At 41.8% G+C, this 18819-nt stretch carries 14 protein-coding genes; 9 read left to right on the forward strand and 5 right to left on the reverse strand.

Going from position 1 to position 18819, the window contains the following annotated elements:
- Positions 1 to 76 precede the first annotated feature (76 nt).
- Positions 77 to 553 (reverse strand): phosphohistidine phosphatase SixA, encoded by a 477-nt coding sequence (gene sixA, locus PVK79_RS17095; RefSeq protein ID WP_182731360.1) that lies wholly within the window; start codon positions 551 to 553, stop codon positions 77 to 79.
- Positions 554 to 733: 180 nt separating this feature from the next.
- Here sixA and PVK79_RS17100 point away from each other — a divergent pair, with 180 nt between their 5' ends.
- Together PVK79_RS17100 and PVK79_RS17105 are read left to right on the forward strand one after the other, a co-directional pair.
- A complete protein-coding gene (locus PVK79_RS17100) occupies positions 734 to 3454 on the forward strand; it encodes an insulinase family protein (RefSeq protein ID WP_182731359.1) in 2721 nt (906 codons plus the stop codon).
- Between the two features lie 157 nt (positions 3455 to 3611).
- On the forward strand, positions 3612 to 5744 hold the full coding sequence (locus tag PVK79_RS17105) for a putative bifunctional diguanylate cyclase/phosphodiesterase (protein ID WP_257326390.1): 2133 nt from the start codon (positions 3612 to 3614) through the stop codon (positions 5742 to 5744).
- Positions 5745 to 6097: 353 nt separating this feature from the next.
- On the opposite strand, the gene efpL is transcribed toward PVK79_RS17105, so the two are convergent.
- On the reverse strand, positions 6098 to 6670 hold the full coding sequence (gene efpL / locus PVK79_RS17110; RefSeq protein WP_145240366.1) for an elongation factor P-like protein EfpL: 573 nt from the start codon (positions 6668 to 6670) through the stop codon (positions 6098 to 6100).
- 202 nt (positions 6671 to 6872) lie between these two features.
- Here efpL and PVK79_RS17115 point away from each other — a divergent pair, with 202 nt between their 5' ends.
- Positions 6873 to 7259 carry an MmcQ/YjbR family DNA-binding protein gene (locus PVK79_RS17115; protein WP_145240364.1) on the forward strand — a complete coding sequence of 129 codons (387 nt, stop codon included), beginning with the start codon at positions 6873 to 6875 and terminating at the stop codon, positions 7257 to 7259.
- A 52-nt stretch (positions 7260 to 7311) separates the two neighbouring features.
- Here the strand turns inward: PVK79_RS17115 and PVK79_RS17120 are convergent, their stop codons facing one another.
- From PVK79_RS17120 to fadI, 3 genes are all read right to left on the reverse strand, one after another.
- Entirely contained in the window at positions 7312 to 7830 is a 519-nt protein-coding gene (locus PVK79_RS17120; protein ID WP_182735582.1) for a GNAT family N-acetyltransferase, read from the reverse strand.
- Between the two features lie 144 nt (positions 7831 to 7974).
- A complete protein-coding gene (gene fadJ, locus PVK79_RS17125) occupies positions 7975 to 10269 on the reverse strand; it encodes a fatty acid oxidation complex subunit alpha FadJ (protein WP_257326231.1) in 2295 nt (764 codons plus the stop codon).
- Positions 10269 to 11579, reverse strand: coding sequence for an acetyl-CoA C-acyltransferase FadI (fadI, locus tag PVK79_RS17130; RefSeq protein WP_145240359.1), 1311 nt, complete (start codon positions 11577 to 11579; stop codon positions 10269 to 10271). The genes fadJ and fadI overlap by 1 nt, the downstream gene beginning before the upstream one ends.
- A 285-nt stretch (positions 11580 to 11864) precedes the next feature.
- On the opposite strand from fadI, the gene PVK79_RS17135 reads away from it, so the two are divergent.
- Genes PVK79_RS17135 through PVK79_RS17160 form a run of 6 tightly spaced genes read left to right on the forward strand, consistent with a single transcriptional unit; the run spans position 11865 to position 18734 of the window.
- On the forward strand, positions 11865 to 12821 hold the full coding sequence (locus PVK79_RS17135) for an AAA family ATPase (RefSeq protein WP_064667661.1): 957 nt from the start codon (positions 11865 to 11867) through the stop codon (positions 12819 to 12821).
- Positions 12822 to 12824: 3 nt separating this feature from the next.
- On the forward strand, positions 12825 to 13769 hold the full coding sequence (locus PVK79_RS17140) for a DUF58 domain-containing protein (protein WP_145240355.1): 945 nt from the start codon (positions 12825 to 12827) through the stop codon (positions 13767 to 13769).
- A gap of 1 nt (position 13770) precedes the next feature.
- Positions 13771 to 14208, forward strand: a complete 438-nt coding sequence (locus tag PVK79_RS17145) for a DUF4381 domain-containing protein (RefSeq protein WP_145240353.1) — start codon at positions 13771 to 13773, stop codon at positions 14206 to 14208.
- Positions 14201 to 15187: a vWA domain-containing protein gene (locus PVK79_RS17150; RefSeq protein ID WP_145240351.1), complete on the forward strand. Its 987-nt coding sequence runs from the start codon at positions 14201 to 14203 to the stop codon at positions 15185 to 15187. Before PVK79_RS17145 ends, PVK79_RS17150 begins: the two co-directional genes overlap by 8 nt.
- Positions 15187 to 17094: a VWA domain-containing protein gene (locus PVK79_RS17155; protein WP_145240349.1), complete on the forward strand. Its 1908-nt coding sequence runs from the start codon at positions 15187 to 15189 to the stop codon at positions 17092 to 17094. Before PVK79_RS17150 ends, PVK79_RS17155 begins: the two co-directional genes overlap by 1 nt.
- Complete coding sequence (locus PVK79_RS17160; protein WP_257326232.1) at positions 17088 to 18734, forward strand: BatD family protein; 1647 nt, start codon at positions 17088 to 17090, stop codon at positions 18732 to 18734. The genes PVK79_RS17155 and PVK79_RS17160 overlap by 7 nt, the downstream gene beginning before the upstream one ends.
- The last annotated feature ends 85 nt before the right edge of the window (positions 18735 to 18819 follow it).

Genomic DNA, 18819 nt, shown 5'->3' on the forward strand with positions numbered 1-18819 from the left:
GTTGCAAAGTAACGCCTTGATATTAAGCCCCTGTGAAACGCTGAATTCTGTATCTTGAGGTGGTTTGGGTATGAGGTTAAATTTCGACATTGCTGGGAGCGTGAATACTTAAATATTGGCTTTTATGGCGACTTTCATCGTAACTCAATACGGCAACCGCTCCAGTGTTAAATATCGGCATATTCCCAGCACTCAATTGGTCAACTAAATAACTAACTATTGGCATGTGAGCTACGACCAACCAGGTATCGCATTGTGGATGCATCGCGATGAGAGTTTCTAGATAATCGGCGGCAATTTGTGGATTGCCTTCAGGGATTATATCGCTGCAAGTTTCTTCGAATAAAAAAGCATTATGCTTTTTTACTCCTTCAGCTGTTTGTTGAGCACGAATGTAAGGACTTACTAACAATGCCGTTGGGGTATGCGTTGCTTGCAACCATAAACCCATTTTTTCGGCCTGTTGTTGGCCAACCGAGGTCAAATTTCTACTTGCATCGTCAGCTTGCATCGGTGTTGCTTCGCCGTGGCGCATTATTAAGATTGTTTTCATAAAAAATCAACCGATTAAAGAATATAAAACAGTAGCCAGTTTGCCTGTTTGTCCGCTATATTAAAACAACGTCACACATTTCGCTTATGATATTCAGGTAAAAATCGCCAAGCAATTTAATCGCAGCCCTGAAGTTATCATTGTTGTCAACGAGTAAACTTAACGTTTCAGGAGCATCATTTGAATATCAGCCGCAATGATAACAGAACATACCGTGCCCTCACACTGGACAATGGTCTAAAAGTCCTGTTAGTGCAAGATAAAGATTCAACTAAAGCCGCGGCATCGATGGCCGTGAATGCTGGTCACTTTGACGATCCTGTTGATAGACAAGGGCTCGCGCACTTTTTAGAGCATATGCTTTTTTTAGGCACAGACCAATTTCCGGAATCCGGCGGGTTTGGTAATTTTGTTTCCCAATCCGGTGGCAACACCAACGCATGGACCGGCACCGAGCACACTTGTTATTTCTTCGATATTAACAATCAAGAGTTTGCACAAGCACTGAGCCAATTTAGCCGGTTTTTTATTGCACCTTCTCTCAACCCTGGCGAAACTGAAAAAGAACGTAATGCCATTGATGCAGAATTTAAATTAAAAATAAAAGACGATGGCCGACGCATCTATCAAGCACACAAAGAAACCGTTAATCCTGCTCATCCATTTGCTAAATTTTCAGTGGGTAATCAGCAAACCTTAGCGGATCGTAATGGCTGTGTAAGCAAAGAATTGCGAGATTTTTTTAACACCCATTATCAAGCCCAGTGGATGAGCCTAGTGATCTGCGCTGATGCAGAAATTGACACTATGGTGCAATGGGTAACTACATTATTTAATGATATTAAAGGTCAGCAGCAACCAAAACCCGTCATTGAGGCATCACTTTATCGCGCGCAAGATCTTTGCAAAGTACTGCATATAGAACCGCATAAGCATATGCAAAAACTCATAGTAAGTTTTGCGATGCCTAATATTGATGATTTTTATCGCCATAAAACCGTTAGTTTTATTGCGCATTTATTAGGGTATGAAGGGCAAGGGTCGCTTTACTCTATTTTAAAAGCGCAAGGTTGGATCAATGCCCTCTCTGCTGGAGGTGGCATCAACGGTAGCAACTTTAAAGATTTTAATATCAGCATGGCACTGACCGATGAAGGAATTGAATACTATGAAGACATCGTTGAAATGGTGTTTGAATATATTTGTTTAATTAATCAAAACATCGATAAATTACCGCGCTTATATCAAGATAAAAAAAATCTATTACAAATCGCCTTTGATAACCAAGAAAAAGCCCGCTTAATCGATTGGGTCAGTAATTTAAGCATCAACATGCAACACTACGATGAAGCCAATTATGTGCAAGGTGACTATCTCATGGATGGTTTTAATCAAACGGCTCATGAAACTGCAATGCAATGGTTAACGCCGCATAATATGCGCTTAGTGTTGATCCATCCTGATGTTGAACCTGAGCATACCACTCAGTGGTATCACACGCCCTATCGGATCGAAAGTATTTCTAGCTGTTGGCTGGAAGCGCTGTGCGAAATTAATACTCCACTACCAGAAATGCTATTACCTACAGCAAACCCTTATTTAACCAAAGAAGTGTCATTGTATGACGTTGAGCAGCCACAAAATCACCCACAACTATTAGTAAAAGAACCTGGCTTTGATTTTTGGTTTAAACAAGACAACACTTTTCGAGTTGCCAAGGGGCACTTTTATTTAGCGATGGATTCTGACTTTGCTGTTAAAGATATCAAACACATGGCACTTACTCGTCTATTTGCAGACTTATTTATGGATAGTGTTGCAGAACAATTTTACCCGGCAGAGTTAGCTGGTTTAAGTTATCACTTAACCTCACATCAAGGTGGTTTAACCCTGCACACTGCGGGACTCTCATCGAGCCAATTAGAATTAGTTGATGAATTACTCCAAGCGTTATTTAACGTCGATATTTGCGCTAAACGTTTTGCCGAGTATAAAAAACAGTTAGTCCGTCATTGGCGTAACAGCAATCAAAATAAACCCGTTGGTGAATTATTTAGCGTGCTGGGTGCAAAAATAATGCCGTGGAATCCAGAACCAGAGCAGCTTGCTGTGGCACTTAAAGATACCAGCTTTCATCAGTTTAATTGTTTTCGCCGCGAGTTTTTTAATGCCTTGCATGTAGAGTCATTTTTGCACGGTAATTGGCGAGAAAGTGATGCAATTGAGTTTCAAAAAAAGATTGCTCACCACTTAGCTAAATCAGCAACGATTGAAGATCTAACCCGTCCGTTATTTGAAATAGACAAAATAACCCGCTCGCAACTGACTCTAAATTGTAGCGATCATGCGATGGTTATTTATTACCAAGCACAAACCGATGACGTTGTTGAAAAAGTAAAAATGATGGCGCTAAACCATCTTATTAATCAAGATTACTTTAATGAACTTCGTACCAAACAACAGTTAGGCTACCTAGTGGGCGCAGGTTATGCGCCCTTTAATACTCGTGCGGGCATCGCCTTCTACGTGCAGTCACCTAACTACAGTGCAACCGCGATTTTTGAGCGTCATAATGCGTTTCTTGAGCAATTCCTTGCTTCATTAGAGCAATTAAATGAAGAGCAATGGCAGCAACAAAAACATGGCTTAACCACCCACATCGCCGAAAAAGATAAAAACCTCCGGCTGCGTTCACAACGCTTGTGGCTTGCCATTGGTAATCAAGATCATCACTTTCATATGCAACAAAAATTGTTAGAAGCATTGGAAAACCTTAGTCTTGCGCAGATAGTTACTTATATTCGCGAGACATTTGCAGAACATAGACCAAGATATGAGCTACTAAGCGTACCTAAAACAAACAAAACGACAAAAAAGCTGATTTCTTCTCATTCTCTTTGACACAACACCGTGCTTCAATTAGATTATCAAGTGCAAAATACAGAAGTGCCCTATGATAATAATAAAAATAATATTCAACACATTCATATTCGCCTCATTATTACTCTGCTTTAGCCCATTGGGCTATAGCGAGCAATTAGTCGATCAGCAAACTTTAATGCTTTATTTACCGAGTGCATTTGTTACGTTAGTGCTGCCTTACTTATTATTCACAATCTACAAATTACGCCGCTCACGACGCCAATTATGTATTTCTGAACGGCGTTTAAAAAGCACGGTTGAAGGCAGTGGTGACACACTTTGGGATTGGAATATCAAAACTGGTGAAGTACTGCGCATTAACGATAAATACATGATGGATAGAAATACCATCATTGATGTTCCACCTAATAAAGCCCTTATTCACCCTAATGATATAGCGCAAGTTGAATTACTGTTAAAGCAACACTTTGCGGAGCAAACCGCTTTTTTTGAAGCCAGCTATCGCATTAAAGACAGCTTTGATCGCTGGCATTGGGTACTCGACAGAGGCAAGATCATTGAAAAAGACACCAATTTAAACCCGTTAAGAATGACTGGCACGGTACGCGATATCACGCAATTAAAATCAACCGAGGCACGCCTTAACTTATTCGCTAAATGTGTTGAATCACTCACTGATGCATTAGCCATTTACGATAAAAACTTTAACCTGGTTGATCTTAATCCCAGCTTTTTATCGCAGTTTGGTGGGAACCGAGATAACTATTTAAACAAGCCATTTACCTTGCCAGGTTACGAGCAAAGTTATATTGATGATATTAAAAATACTGTTCGTCTTACCGACCATTGGCAACAAGAAGTTAAACTGCGCAACAGTGAGCGAAAACTACTACCGATTGAAATCTCAATCGATGAAATTAAGAATGAACATAATCAAATTTGTAACTATGTCATTGTATATTCAGATTTAACCGAGCGTAAAAAAGCCGAATCACAACTACATAACTTATCAAATCGCGATCGTACAACTGGCTTACCTAACCGAAATCTATTTTTTACCGATCTTAAAAAGCTGGCAAAACAAGACAGCCACCATGCATTACTAGTATTTGATTTAGATAACTTTAAAAAAATTAATGACTCATTAGGGCATCAACTAGGCGACAGTTTACTGGCAAAACTAGCAATGCGGTTGAGTAAACTCACCCGTGAAAAAGATGTGTTTTACCGCTTAGGTGGCGATGAATTTGCCTTAGTTATGTCTGGCACTAACGATATTCATACCATTACCAGAATGGCAAAACAGTTTTTAGCCGCCATTGCCACGCCATTTAAAATGGCAGGTCACGAATTAGTGATCACTTCAAGTGTCGGCATTGTGTTATTCCCAGAAGATGGCAATACCCCAGAACTACTGCTTAAAAATGCCGATACTGCGATGTACCATGCGAAAAAGAAAGGTAATAGCTACTTATTCTTTAACGACACCATGAACCGCCAAGCAGTAAAACGCCTGCAAATTGAAAACTTAATGCGATTTGGTTTAAAAGAAGATCATTTTGAAGTTTACTACCAACCAAAAATGAATATCCGCACCGGTAAATTCACTGGAATGGAAGCCTTAGTGCGTTTTATTACTCCGAAAAAAGGCATTATTAGTCCTGGCGTGTTCATTCCCATCGCAGAAGAAACCGGGCAAATCATCGAAATTGGTGAAGTGGTACTTCATAAAGCATGCCGTGATGTTAAAGCCTGGCTGGATGCTGGCTTATTTAATGGCCGAGTTGCGGTAAACTTGTCTGCTAAACAATTTAGCTTACCGGATCTAACTACTCGTATTGATGTGATTTTACAAAATCACGCCTTGCCATCGTACTTTTTAGAACTTGAAATTACGGAAGGTACGGTAATGGACGACCCACAAGATGCTATTTCGATCATGCGCTCTCTCAGTGCCCGTGGTATTCATTTAGCCATGGATGACTTTGGCACTGGCTACTCATCACTTGCATATTTAAAGCAGTTTCCACTTAATACGCTAAAAGTTGATAAAGCGTTTATTGATGATATGCAAACAGAGCGAGGCCGTAATATGGTTGACTCAATAGTTACCATTGCACATAACTTAGACTTACATGTGGTGGCTGAAGGGGTTGAGCAAGCAGAGCAAATTGCAATCTTAAAAGAGCTTAATTGCGAAACGATGCAAGGCTACTATTATTCAAAACCTTTATCGCGAGCTGAATTTACAGAATTTTTGAAGAAACAACAAAACCAAGCGGCACTTAGTTTAGTACAACAGGCATAAATGACAGCCTATGGTCGCCATGTGCACGCTTGTATACCCACGCAGCGCACTAGTGCACGACGATAATGTAAGTTAAACAAGCACCATGCAACGGGGCCTAACAACCCTGCTAGCACCAACCAGCGTTTAACTGGCATACCTTTTTTAATTGCCTGTGAATACATAACGACAATAGATACTACGCTGAGCAGAAAATACAAAAGCAGCCTCGTTCTTTCAGTTTAAAAAATGAGCGCGCAGTGTAACCAAAGCATGCACTGATTTAAAGTACTGCGGGCAAATAATGAGCATAAATTATAATGATATAAAAAAACCGACAAAGATGTCGGTTTTTATCAATACAGGCAGCGTACTTATTTTTCAGCACGGCCCATAAATTTATGCTCTGCGGTATTAATACGGATGCGGTCACCTGTAGAAATATGCTCCGGCACTTGAATGATCAAACCAGTTGATAATCGTGCAGGTTTAGAGCGAGCGCTCGCTGAAGCACCTTTAATTGAAGGGTCTGTTTCTTCAACCACAAGTTCAACACTTGATGGTAAATCTAATCCCACTGGTGCGCCATCAATTACAATGACATGCACGCCTTGGGTTTCTTCGTTGACGAATAAAATTTCTTCGCTGATCGCTTCTTTATTAAGATTATATGGCGTGTAATCTTCGTTATCCATAAATACGTATTCTTCGCCATCTAAATACGAGAACATTGCTTCACGACGAGTTAAATCAGCTAGTTTTAACATGTCGCTATCTTTGAATGTTTCATCTACTTTGCTACCAGTTACTACATCGTATAAGCGCATACGGTACAAACTTCCACCAGCACGGCCTTGTGGTACAGAACGAACAATATCTTTAACCACTAAAACGCGGCCATTAAACTCAATCGCAGTACCTTTTTTAACTTCACTTGCCTTTGGCATCAGTGTATTTCCTATAATTTATAAATCCCCAGAAACATACCACGAACTGGATTTTCTTCAATAAGAAAATATCACATACCGCTATTTTTCTCGTAGGGCCTGTATTTACTCATAAATTTTACCTATTAATCGATTTTTCATGACTAAACTACGAAAAAGCTGCTATGGTTAAACTACCAAAAATGACTTCAAGGACTGGATCATGGATCAGCACACTGCACATGAGTATTTAGCAAAAAAACCTCTGGTTATGGTTACCCAACCTTTCGGCCAAGAAGTTGATGTATATAAAGTAAACCATAAAATGTTTGCCACTTTATCGGTTGGCAACGAAGGGGAAACTGACGAAGACGGCAACCCTATTTGGTGGATGAATTTAAAATGCGACCCGGATGAAGCGCAATCACTTCGTGATATTTTTCCTTCAGTGATCCCGGGCTATCATATGAATAAACGGTTATGGAATACTGTTATTTTAGATGGCTCAATCCCGCAAGGTGAAATTGAACGTATGATTGATAATTCATTTAACTTAGTGGTTGCCAATATGCCGGAAAAAGATCGCAAAGCGATTGAAATTCATATGTAAGTCACAATTTTATGTTGTACTGCGCAAGCTACTTGTTCAGTACAACTTAGCCTTACTCCGTACACGTTAGTAAAAAATGATGATCATCAAATAATACCCCACCAATTTCGTAAGCTGACGGTTCAACGCTAACTAACTTAAAGCCACATTTAGCCAACACTTTTTCTGAGCCTACATTCCCTTTCGTAACCACAGCAGTAAATTGTTGAATGTTAAACGCTGTCGTCGCCCATGTTAAAAATGCTTGTAGTGCTTCAGTTGCATAACCTTGACCATAAAACTCAGGCATTAACAGATAACCAACTTCGGGAGTGTTTGATGATGATGTTGTAAGCCCTGTAACGCCCACTTTTTTGCCTGTTTTTATTTCAATGATCATCAAACACAAAGACTTATTGGCTGTAGGGTGCCACGGCGCCAACCGCTGCATAAACTTACTACGTATTTGCGTATCAGAAGGCCTGTCAAAACATTTTTCAATAACGCATGGCTCATCATGCAAAGCTAGAAAAAACGACCAATCGTCTTGTTCAAGGAGTCTCAATTGTAATCTTGCAGTGCTGATGTTCATTATTCGTCTTTACGCGGTATCAGTTAGGATGCCCCTGTTATAACAACAAAGCAAAATGATTTCAGCAACTAAATTTTTTAAATTCTAGGCATAAAAAAACGCACTTCAAACTATCCGTGCGTTTTTATAACTAGCAATTAAATACTATTTCACTTTATCATCGCTTGCATCAGCTGGGTGCGCGTCGGTTACCGATTCAGCTTCAGTAGCTGGCGCTGGCGGAACAATAACTTCTTGAGCCTCAACCGCTTCGACAGGTTCTACATCGGCAACGTCTTGCGTAGCCGCCACGGTTTGTTCTACCACAACTGCTTTACTTGGCTGTGCAGGCTCAGGCTGATAAAAGCTTGCACCATCATCAGCCATCGCAACTAAAGCTGCACACGGCGCAAATACCGGATTAAAATTAGCAAAAGTAGCCATTTCTGAGCTTACTTTGTTTGCGCCAAGTTTATCCATATAGCTGAATGGACCACCTAAAAATGGCGGGAAGCCAATACCAAAGATTGCGCCAATATCACCATCACGAGGACTGGCAATAATGCCTTCGTCTAAACAGCGGGCAGCTTCGTTAAGCATTTGTGCCACACAACGTTTAGCAATTTCGCTTTTATTTAAACGTGGTGATGGGCTCACGCCGAGTAATTCGTAAACTGATTCGTCTACTTTTTTAGCTTTCTTATCGTAAAGATAAAAACCACGGCCAGTCTTCCGGCCTAAGCGTTTGGCATCAATTAAACGTGAAAACGCATCGGGTGCTTTAAAACGATCACCGAGTTCTTTTTCAAGAATTGGCGCAATCTTAGAGCCGATATCAATGCCGACTTCGTCTAATAGTGCTAATGGTCCAACAGGGAAACCAAACTCAACGAGTGCCGCATCAATCTTTTCAATTGGCTCACCTGCCAGTAATAAGTTAGCCGCTTCATTCACATAAGGCGCTAAAATACGGTTAACGTAAAAGCCTGCGCTATCTTTAACAACGATTGGTGTTTTACCTTGCTTACGGGCAAAATTTACAATCCGGGCGATAGTCTCTTCTGAGGTGCCTTCGTGTGGAATGATTTCAACCAATGGCATTTTCTCAACTGGTGAGAAATAATGTAAGCCAATTACATTCTCTGGACGGGCAGCTTCTGCCGCAATTTGTGAGATAGGCAATGATGACGTGTTACTAGCAAAAATTGTGTTTGCTTGGCATTCACGTTCTACATCTGCCACCATACCTTGCTTAAGACTTAGGTCTTCAAATACCGCTTCAATCACTAAATCAATGTGTTTAAAACCACTGTAGTTAGTTGTACCAGTAATTCGGTTCATAGTTTGTTGCAGTTCAGCCTTAGATAAAATACGGCGCTTTTGCTTTTTATCTAAAATTTTATAGCTGTAATTCATGGCATTACTTATGCCCTGCTCTGCAACATCTTTGATACGAACTGGTACACCGGCTTTTACAGCACTAACATGGGCAATACCTGCGCCCATTAAACCACCGCCTAGTACGGCTGTTTTAGTGATTGCTGGAGCGTCGTCGTTGCGCCACTCTTTTTTCATTTCAGTGGTGGCAAAAAATATCCCACGTAATGACTTTGATTCGCTACTCATTACTAAAGTAGCAAAACCTTCCGCTTCTGTTTTATAAGCTTTTAGTTCATCCAGCTCAACACTTGCGCGTATTGCTTTGATAATAGCCAACGGCGCAGGATAATGACCACCGGTTTTTTTCAGTACATTTTCTTGTGCTTTTTTAAAGATGAAGTTTCGGCCAAACGGATTCGATTCTAATAATTGGCTAATACGATCAAGCTTAGGCTTGGCCGCTTTCGCTTTACCTTTTGAAGCAAATTCTTTTGCTACTTTTAGCAATACGGTCTGTGGTACACAATCATCTACCAAACCCGATTTTTTAGCTTGTTTAGCGCGAATTTGTTTACCTGTTAACGTCCACTCAAGGGCTTTTTGCAAACCAACCAGTTTAGGCAAGCGTTGCGTTCCACCACCACCGGGTAATAAACCAAGTTGTACTTCAGGTAAGCCTAGTTTAGTGATATCACTGTCTGTACATACGCGATAATCGCACGCCAAGGCAAATTCTAAACCACCACCCAATGCCGCACCATGAATGGCACTAACAGTTGGAAATGGCAGTTTTTTCATATCAAAAAATGCACTGTGGCATAATTCGCTGATCGCCAGTGCATCATCACGACTTTGCACGTTATCAAGCATTTTTACATCAGCACCAGCAATAAAGTTATCGCTTTTACCACTAATGAATACCATGCCCTTCACTGACTGCTGTTTTGCGTCATCAAGCAAGGCTGTTAAATCATCTGCAAAAGTGTCGCGCAGGGTATTCATTTTTTCGCCCGGCACATCAATGGTGACAACGGCAATACCGCTATCATCAACGTCTAAATTAAATACTGACTGTGTCATTACGCACTCTCCAATACAAAGGCTGCACCTAAGCCACCTGCGGCACACGCAGTTGTTAGTGCTAAGCCACCGCCACGGCGGTTGAGTTCATGTAAACTTTGGGTGATAAGTCGTGCGCCGGTGGCTGCAAATGGATGACCATATGCAAGCGAACCGCCTAAAACGTTAAACTTATCCATGTTAATTTCACCAATCGCTTTGCTGCGACCGAGTTTTTCTTGCGCAAACTTATCTGAGGCAAACATTTTCATGTTCGCTAACGTTTGTGCTGCAAAGGCTTCGTGCATTTCAATTAAATCAAGATCGGCAAGCGTTATGCCAGCTCTCGCTAAGGCAACAGGCGTTGAATGAGCCGGCCCCATTAGCATGTCTTCATTCACACCAATGGCAGAGAATGCAAAGCTACGTACATAACCTAAAATGTTATAGCCTAATGCTTTGGCTTTACTTTCGCTCATCATTAATACCGCTGCTGCACCATCAGTTAGCGGTGTTGAGTTTGCAGCAGTGACTGAGCCATGCTGACGGTCAAACGCTGGTTTTAATTTAGCGTACCCTTCAACCGTTGAATTATGGCGAATATTATTATCTTGTTCGATAAAACTTTTATACGGCGGTAAATGTGCAGTCATCACTTCATCAGCAAGTTTACCATCTGCCCATGCTTGGCTAGCAAGAGTATGTGAACGATGTGCTAAGGCATCTTGATCTTCACGGCTAATACTGTGAGTTTTTGCCATCTGCTCGGCAGTTTGACCCATAGATAAACCAGTTGAATATTCTGCAACCGCAGGCGGTACTGGTAATAAATCTTTTAAACGCAGCTTAGAGAATATTTTTAAGCGCTGACCTAAGGTACGTGCTTTATTGAGATCAACAAGGCTACCTGCTAATTTTTTACTTACGCCGATTGGCAATACCGATGACGAGTCTGCACCACCAGCAATACCCACTTGCACCGAACCTGCCATGATTGATTCAGCCACATTAGCAATCGCCTGAAAACTAGTAGCACAAGCACGTGATACGGAGTACGCATCAACAGATACTGGCATACCAGTACCCAATACGATTTCGCGGGCAATGTTTGGCGCTTCTGGCATTTGTACTACTTGACCAAACACTAATTGATCAATTTCAGATTTATCAAAGTTAAGGCGTTCAAGCATTTCGTTAACGACTAACTTCCCCATATCAAGGGCTGGTACATGATGAAATGCAGTTGCTTGTTTAGCAAATGGCGTACGTAAACCACTGACGATGGCAATACGATCGCCCTTTGCTGTTTTTAGTATATTTTGCTCAGACATTAATGCTCTCCCGCTGACAGGTCTGACCTGTTTGTTTTCCTCGATTCTAAACAACCCGTGTGCTAAAGCCAATAGCGAAATTGAAAATAGTATAATTAGTTACCAACCATAGGCTTTTTTTAGCATATTTACAAAAAATACTGCGCTTTCTATGTTAGGGTAAAAATCGTTAAAAAATAACGAACTATTTTGAAAACTTGAGTCTAACACTTGTGTTATAAACTATTTACCCATATTACTAGTTAAGCTTTTATAAACCTTGCAAATCAGGACAGTTTTTTTACTATGGCCACTAACGTATTTTCACAATTAAAAACTTATTTAGATAGCCAAATTATTGGCCAGCCAGAATTAACGCAAGCACTACTTATTGCTATTTTAGCCGATGGTCACTTATTAGTAGAAGGCCCTCCAGGGCTTGCTAAAACTCGCGCAGTAAATGCATTAGCCAAAGGCGTTGAAGGCTCATTCCAACGCGTACAGTTTACCCCAGATCTATTACCTGCTGACGTAACCGGTACTGATATTTACCGCCAACAGACCAGCGAGTTCGTTTTTGAGAAAGGCCCACTATTTCATAACCTAATTTTAGCCGACGAAATTAACCGTGCCCCAGCTAAAGTACAATCAGCCTTATTAGAAGCCATGGCTGAGCGCCAAGTCACGGTTGGTAAAAACACTTATCCGCTGTCGGATTTATTTATGGTGATGGCAACCCAAAATCCACTGGAGCAAGAAGGCACTTACCCGCTACCAGAGGCGCAATTAGACCGTTTCTTACTCCACCTAAGTATTGATTATCCAGGCGCCGAGCATGAGCTTGATATTTTACGCCTTACCCGTGGCGAAGCGTTGAGCGAGCATCAAGCACCAGCACAACAAATTAGTCAAAGCGATTTATTTGCCTCTCGCAAAGCAATTTTAGGGCTGTATTTAGCTGAGCCACTTGAGCAATATTTAGTGCAACTTATTATTGCAACGCGTGAAGGCGCAAAACTAGACGCCCAATTAGGCAGCTGGATTGAATATGGCGCAAGTCCGCGTGCCACCATCGCCTTAGATAAATGTGCCCGTGCTCATGCATGGTTACAAGGTCGTGACTTTGTTGCTCCAGATGATATTCAAGCTGTGTTACATAATGTTCTGCGCCATCGCATTATTTTAAGTTATGAAGCACAAGCCGATGGCGTTACTAAAGATCAAGTCATTAGCCGTATTTTAGAACTTGTTGCCGTGCCATAAATCATGCAAAGCCAATTAGATAACCAACAGTGGCTCAGCCTAAGTCATAGCCATGGGGTCGACTTAGGCTTGAAAGAGCTGATGTATTATAAAGCGAAAGCTCGCTTATTAGAGCTTGCGCCAAAAGTTAAAATTAGAAATAGCCTGACCGGCCAATATCTCGCGCCTCATAAAGGCCGTGGTATGGAGTTTGCTGAAGTACGTCATTATCAACAAGGCGATGATATTCGCTCAATTGATTGGCGCGTTACAGCACGTACTGGCGAAACACACACTAAGTTGTTTCAAGAAGAAAAAGAACGGCCAGTGTTTGTGTTTACAGACTTTTCTAATTCAATGCTGTTTGGCTCAAAGCTATTACTTAAATCTGTGCAAGCGGCGCATATCAGTGCCTTGGTTGCGTGGTCAGCGTGCCAACGCGGCGATCGCATCGGTGGCATCGTGTTTAATCAACACGGTCATTTAGAGCTCAAGCCCAGCGCCCGCGAAAAAGCCGTGTTAAAACTATGCCACAATTTGTGTAATAACCACCAGCAAGCACTCGCGCAGATTGATGAGCCCGCAGACAATAAACTCAGTGATAATCTAAAACGTTTGAATCATTTAGCCAAGCCGGGCAGCTTAGTCTATTTAGTGTCAGATTTTAGCGCCCTTGATGATGCCAGTTTTAAACAACTAGAAATACTGAGTCGACATTGTGAACTGATCGGCTGCCATATTAGCGACCCATTTGAGCATCAGCTACCGGCGTTTAAACAAACAGTCACGGTTAGCGCCAACGGCAGTGACTTTGCGTTACCGCTGATGGATAAAAGTTTTCGTGATAAATTTGCTAAAACTGCTGAGCAAGCATTTACCACACGAATGCAACGCTTAACTAAATCGGGTCTTAATTTAATATCATTCAATGCAGCCACACCTCTTGAGCTGCAATTAGTGAGAAAGTAATATGCAAACCTCTCCATTAGCTGGCCTCCATGATGTGATTGTGCCAAGCCATGTTTCTTGGTGGCCTTTAGCACCTATTTGGTGGCTCATCATTGTCGTGTTACTCGTAACTGTCAGCTTTATAAGTTACCAGTTGTACCGGGCACGGCAGTTTAAAAAAGCTAAACGCCAAGCTATTTCCCTCAGTGAACAACACGCAGAAGATGCCCAGCAACTACATATTTTAATTAAACGCCTGGTTTTACACTATTATCAGCAAAGTGCTGCATCACAAGGCACAAAACAATGGTGTATTACTCTAAATAAGCTGACCGGACAACAATTTACTGAACACGAACTGATGAGCCTTTATCAATCACAAAGCAATCAAACTGCGCTGGCACAGAAATTAAAACTCGCCATTGTGCAATTTAAATTAAAGGAGCCGCTGAATGTTTGAATTTAGCTGGCCTTGGTTATTTGTATTATTACCGCTGCCTTGGTTGTTGCGCTTATTTAAGCCAGTGCACAGTGAAGGCAATACCCGCTTACGTATTCCAAGCTTCGCCAAACACAATTTAGGCGCGCAAGTTGTCCAGCAACAGGCGCGTGGTATTAGTATATTTGAATGGTTGGTTTGGTTGCTTTTAGTCACCGCTTTAGCTAACCCAACCTGGCTTGATGAGCCAATTACCTTACCTAACGAAGGCCGCGATATCATGCTAGCTGTGGATTTGTCAGGATCAATGACCGAGCAAGATATGGCTTATCAGGGCCAATATGTTGACCGTTTAACTATGGTAAAAGCGGTATTAAGTGACTTTATTGAGCAACGTCAAGGCGATCGTTTAGGGCTGATTTTATTTGGTGATACGGCATTTTTACAAACACCACTAACGCGAGACGTTAAAACCGTAAGCCAAATGCTATCAGAAGCGCAAATAGGCTTGGTTGGCCGTGCCACCGCCATTGGCGATGCACTGGGCTTATCAGTAAAACGTTTTGCCAGTAAAGATGAAAGCAATCGCATTGTGGTGTTATTAACAGATGGTCAAAACACCGCCGGTAACTTAGATCCAGAAGAAGCCTTACTGCTTGCCCGCGAAGAAGGCATTAAAGTGTATACCATCGGCGTAGGCTCTGATAATCCGCGTGGCTTTAGCTTATTTAATATGGGAGGCATGAGCGGAGGTAGTTTAGATGAAACCCTGCTAAAACGTATTGCCGAACAAACTGGCGGCCTTTATTTTCGCGCAAAAGACGTTGCCGGCTTACAACAAATTTATCAAGAACTTGATAAACTTGAGCCGATCAGCGCTGATGAGCAAACCTTTCGCCCACAAAGTGCGTTATTTTACTTCCCTTTATTAATTGCACTGACCTTGATTGGTCTGCGCGTTATGTTTATCAGTGCAAAAGCATTAAGACAGGAGGCCTAATGGACTTTGAATTTATCCGCCCGACCGTATTGTGGTTATTAGTTCCTGTGTGTTTAGTGTTTACTATTGCAATAATAAAGCACAAGAAAACCAGCCAAGGTGAATTAATAGCAGCTCACTTAGCAAAATTTGTGATCAACACCAACAACCAAAAAAACACGCAACCCATGTGGCTAATTGCCCTCTTTGCAGTGTTAGCCGTCATTTTTAGCGCAGGGCCCAGTTTTGAAGAAAAACAAGTGCCGGTATTTCAAAGCAAAAATGCCCGTGTAATTGTGATGGATATGTCGCTATCGATGTACAGCACGGATATTGCGCCCAGTCGTTTAGTGCAAGCGCGCTTCAAAGCGCTGGATATGATCAAACTATTTAAAGAAGGTGACACTGCGTTAGTGGCCTATGCAGGCACTGCTTATACCATTTCGCCGCTAACCAATGATGCCGCGACGCTTGAAAACCTGATCCCAAGTTTAAGCCCAGATATCATGCCTGATAAAGGCTCCAACGTGCTTGCTGGGCTTGATGCTGCAAAAGAGTTATTAACACAAGCTGGATACCTTGAAGGCGATATTATCTTAGTAACAGATGGCATTGAACAAAGTGAGCAACAAGATATCAGCCAATTTACAGACGCTAACCCTTATCGATTAAACATTTATGGTATCGGAACAGAGCAAGGCGCGCCAATTAAACTTCCTGAAGGTGGGTTTTTAAAAGATAGTTACGGGCAAATTGTGGTGCCCACCATCAACATCAGTATGCTTAATGGTCTAGCAAGAAACAGTGGCGGTAAATTTGCGACTTATCAACCGAGTGCCCGCGATATTCAAATTTTTGCTCCCAGTGCAAATAGTGAAATACTGAAAAATGAAAAACAAAGTCAAGCGCTCTGGCGTATTGATGCGGGGATTTATGGCTTGTTTATTTTACTGCCAATGATGCTGTGGATTTTTCGCCGAGGAGCTTTTGCAGCTGCATTTTTAGTGGTGAGCTTTTTACCGCAACACAATGCTTATGCAGTAGAGCTGCCTTCGGTATTTAAAAATCAAGATCAACGTGCGCTGGACGCCTATCAACAAGGTGAATATGAGCAAGCTGCCACAGCAGATTCTAGTCAACTAAAAGGCGCGGCGCTTTACCAGCAAGGTAATTTTGATGCTGCATTGGCACAATTTAGCCAAGATAAAAGCGCCACTGGTTTATATAATTACGGTAATGCTCTAGCAAAGGCAGGCAAGCTCGACGAAGCAATTGCCGCCTATCAGCAAGCACAAACTTTGCAAGACGACTTTACCCAAGCAAAAGAAAATCAGGCACTCGTTGAGCAATTGAAAAATCAACAGCAACAGCAGCAAAATCAACAAGGCCAAGACGGCGAACAAAACCAAGATCAAAAAAGCCAAGATGGTGAACAAGGTCAAGATCAGCAAAATAAAGATAAGTCACAGCAAGGTGAACAGCCAAATCAGGACCAGCAATCTCAACAAGGCGATCAATCTAAGCAAAGTGATGATCAGCAAGATGGCAAACCATCTGATCAACAAACTGACAAGCAAAACGAGCCACAAATGGAGGCGGAACCTGAGCAAGGTGATAAAACTGATGGGCAACAGCAACAAGATGCGCAAACCGAGCCCCAAGATGACTCTGCAAACGATGATAAGCAGGCGCAGCCACAAATGACTCCTGAACAACAGCAACAAGCTGAAGAAGCGGCAAAGCAACAAGCTATGCAAGCACAAACCGCAGAGCTTACCAACGAAGAGAAAGAGAAAGCGCAGCAGCTTAGTCAGTTATTGCGAAAAGTACCCGATGATCCCGCAATCCTGTTACGTAACAAAATGCAATTAGAAGCCCAAAAACGAAACAATCAACGCCGTCCACAAGGAGTCGAAAAATCATGGTAATGCGATTAATCTGTTGTTTATTGCTTATCAGCGCTATGCCCTCGTGGGCCGTTACGCAATTACAAGCCAGTGTTGATAAAAACCCGGTACTAGCGGGTGAATTTTTTATGCTCAATATCAGTGCAGATGACACCATAAAAAATGATCAACCTGATACCTCAGTCCTGTTAAAAGACTTCGTGGTTGGCCGCACCAGTGTCAGCACCCGCACAAACATCATTAATGGTAGTATTTCAAAAGAAACCACTTGGTCTATTAAACTTATGACCCGCACTGCCGGTGATTATACAATCCCAGCATTTAGTGTAGCTGGTGTCAGCTCTGCGCCCATTGCATTAAAAGTGGCTGAACGCAGTAAAGATGCGCAGCAAAACAACGATATTTTTATTAAAGCATCGCTTTCAAGTGACAGCCTATTTGTTCAAGAGGCAGGGCTTTACACGGTTAAGCTATATCTTGCCAAAGAGTTACTTGATGGTAATTTAAGTGCCCCCGCGATGCCCGATGCGCAGCTAAGTCAAATCGGCAAGCAGACTGAAAACTATGAACTTGTTGATGGTAAGCGTTACTTAGTGATCACTCGCGAGTATTTAGTACAGCCCCAAAAAAGTGGTAGTTACACGATTCAAGCACCAACTTTTCAAGGTCGAATTCGCCAAGACTATCGCCAATTAGATGTATCTGCACTGGGTGATAATGTCGATATTGAAATTAAACCGATACCAAGTGACTACCAAGGTGCATGGCTGCCTAGTGAATTAGTTAATTTAGATGAGCAATGGCAACCCGCTGACGACACAGTAGCAGTGGGTACACCTATTACGCGAACGCTGACCTTAACTGCACTTGGTATCACCAAAGAGCAACTACCTGATATTGAACTGCCTGAAATCAAAGGTATTCGCAGTTACCCAGATGAAAAAGAAAATAATCACTTGGTTCGCGATGGTCGGGTAATATCACAACAAACAGCCTCGTACGCTTTGTTACCACAGATGCCAGGCACTTATACACTGCCAGAGGTAAGCGTGCCTTGGTATAACACCAAGATTAACCGGATCAGTTATGCAACACTACCAGCTCGTACTATTACAGTAACACCTAGTAGCACAAGCACTCCAGCAGCCGTTGCTGCGCAGCCACTTACGCCATCACAAAGCGCAACAACAGATGCTGCAGCAATAAGTTATCAAGCAACGCCGATAAATCAGTATCCGCTATGGTTAATTATTATCAGTGTGATTGGTTATTTATTATGGTTTATTACCTTGATTTTATGGTGGCGCAGTCAATCTCAGCGCAGCTTGATGCAAGCAAAGCCGACAGTAACCCATAGTGATTCATCAATTTCATTAGATGAATTAAAGAAACACGCTAAAAGCAATGATGTAAGTGCCTTTTATCAGGCGCTAAATCGTTACGCAATGCACTTAACAAAACAATCGAGCGGTGCAATAGACAAGCTCGAACAACTAGCTGATAATGCACAGCTTAGTCAACATATTGCTAAACTAAGGGCTGCACTCTATAGTCCTAATGATACAGATGTTGATTTAATTGCGATTGTCGGCATGTTAGAAGAGCAACGTAAAGTACAAAAAAAATCACAACAAGCTGTATTAAAAGGACTTTATAAATAGAGTTTAAGTGACGGGGAGCAATCCCCGCGCTCAAATAGTAAATAACTTAAAATAAATAAAAAAAGTGCTTATGCTTGGAAATGAA

This window comes from Pseudoalteromonas rhizosphaerae, from assembly GCF_028885455.1.
GTDB lineage: Bacteria > Pseudomonadota > Gammaproteobacteria > Enterobacterales > Alteromonadaceae > Pseudoalteromonas > Pseudoalteromonas rhizosphaerae.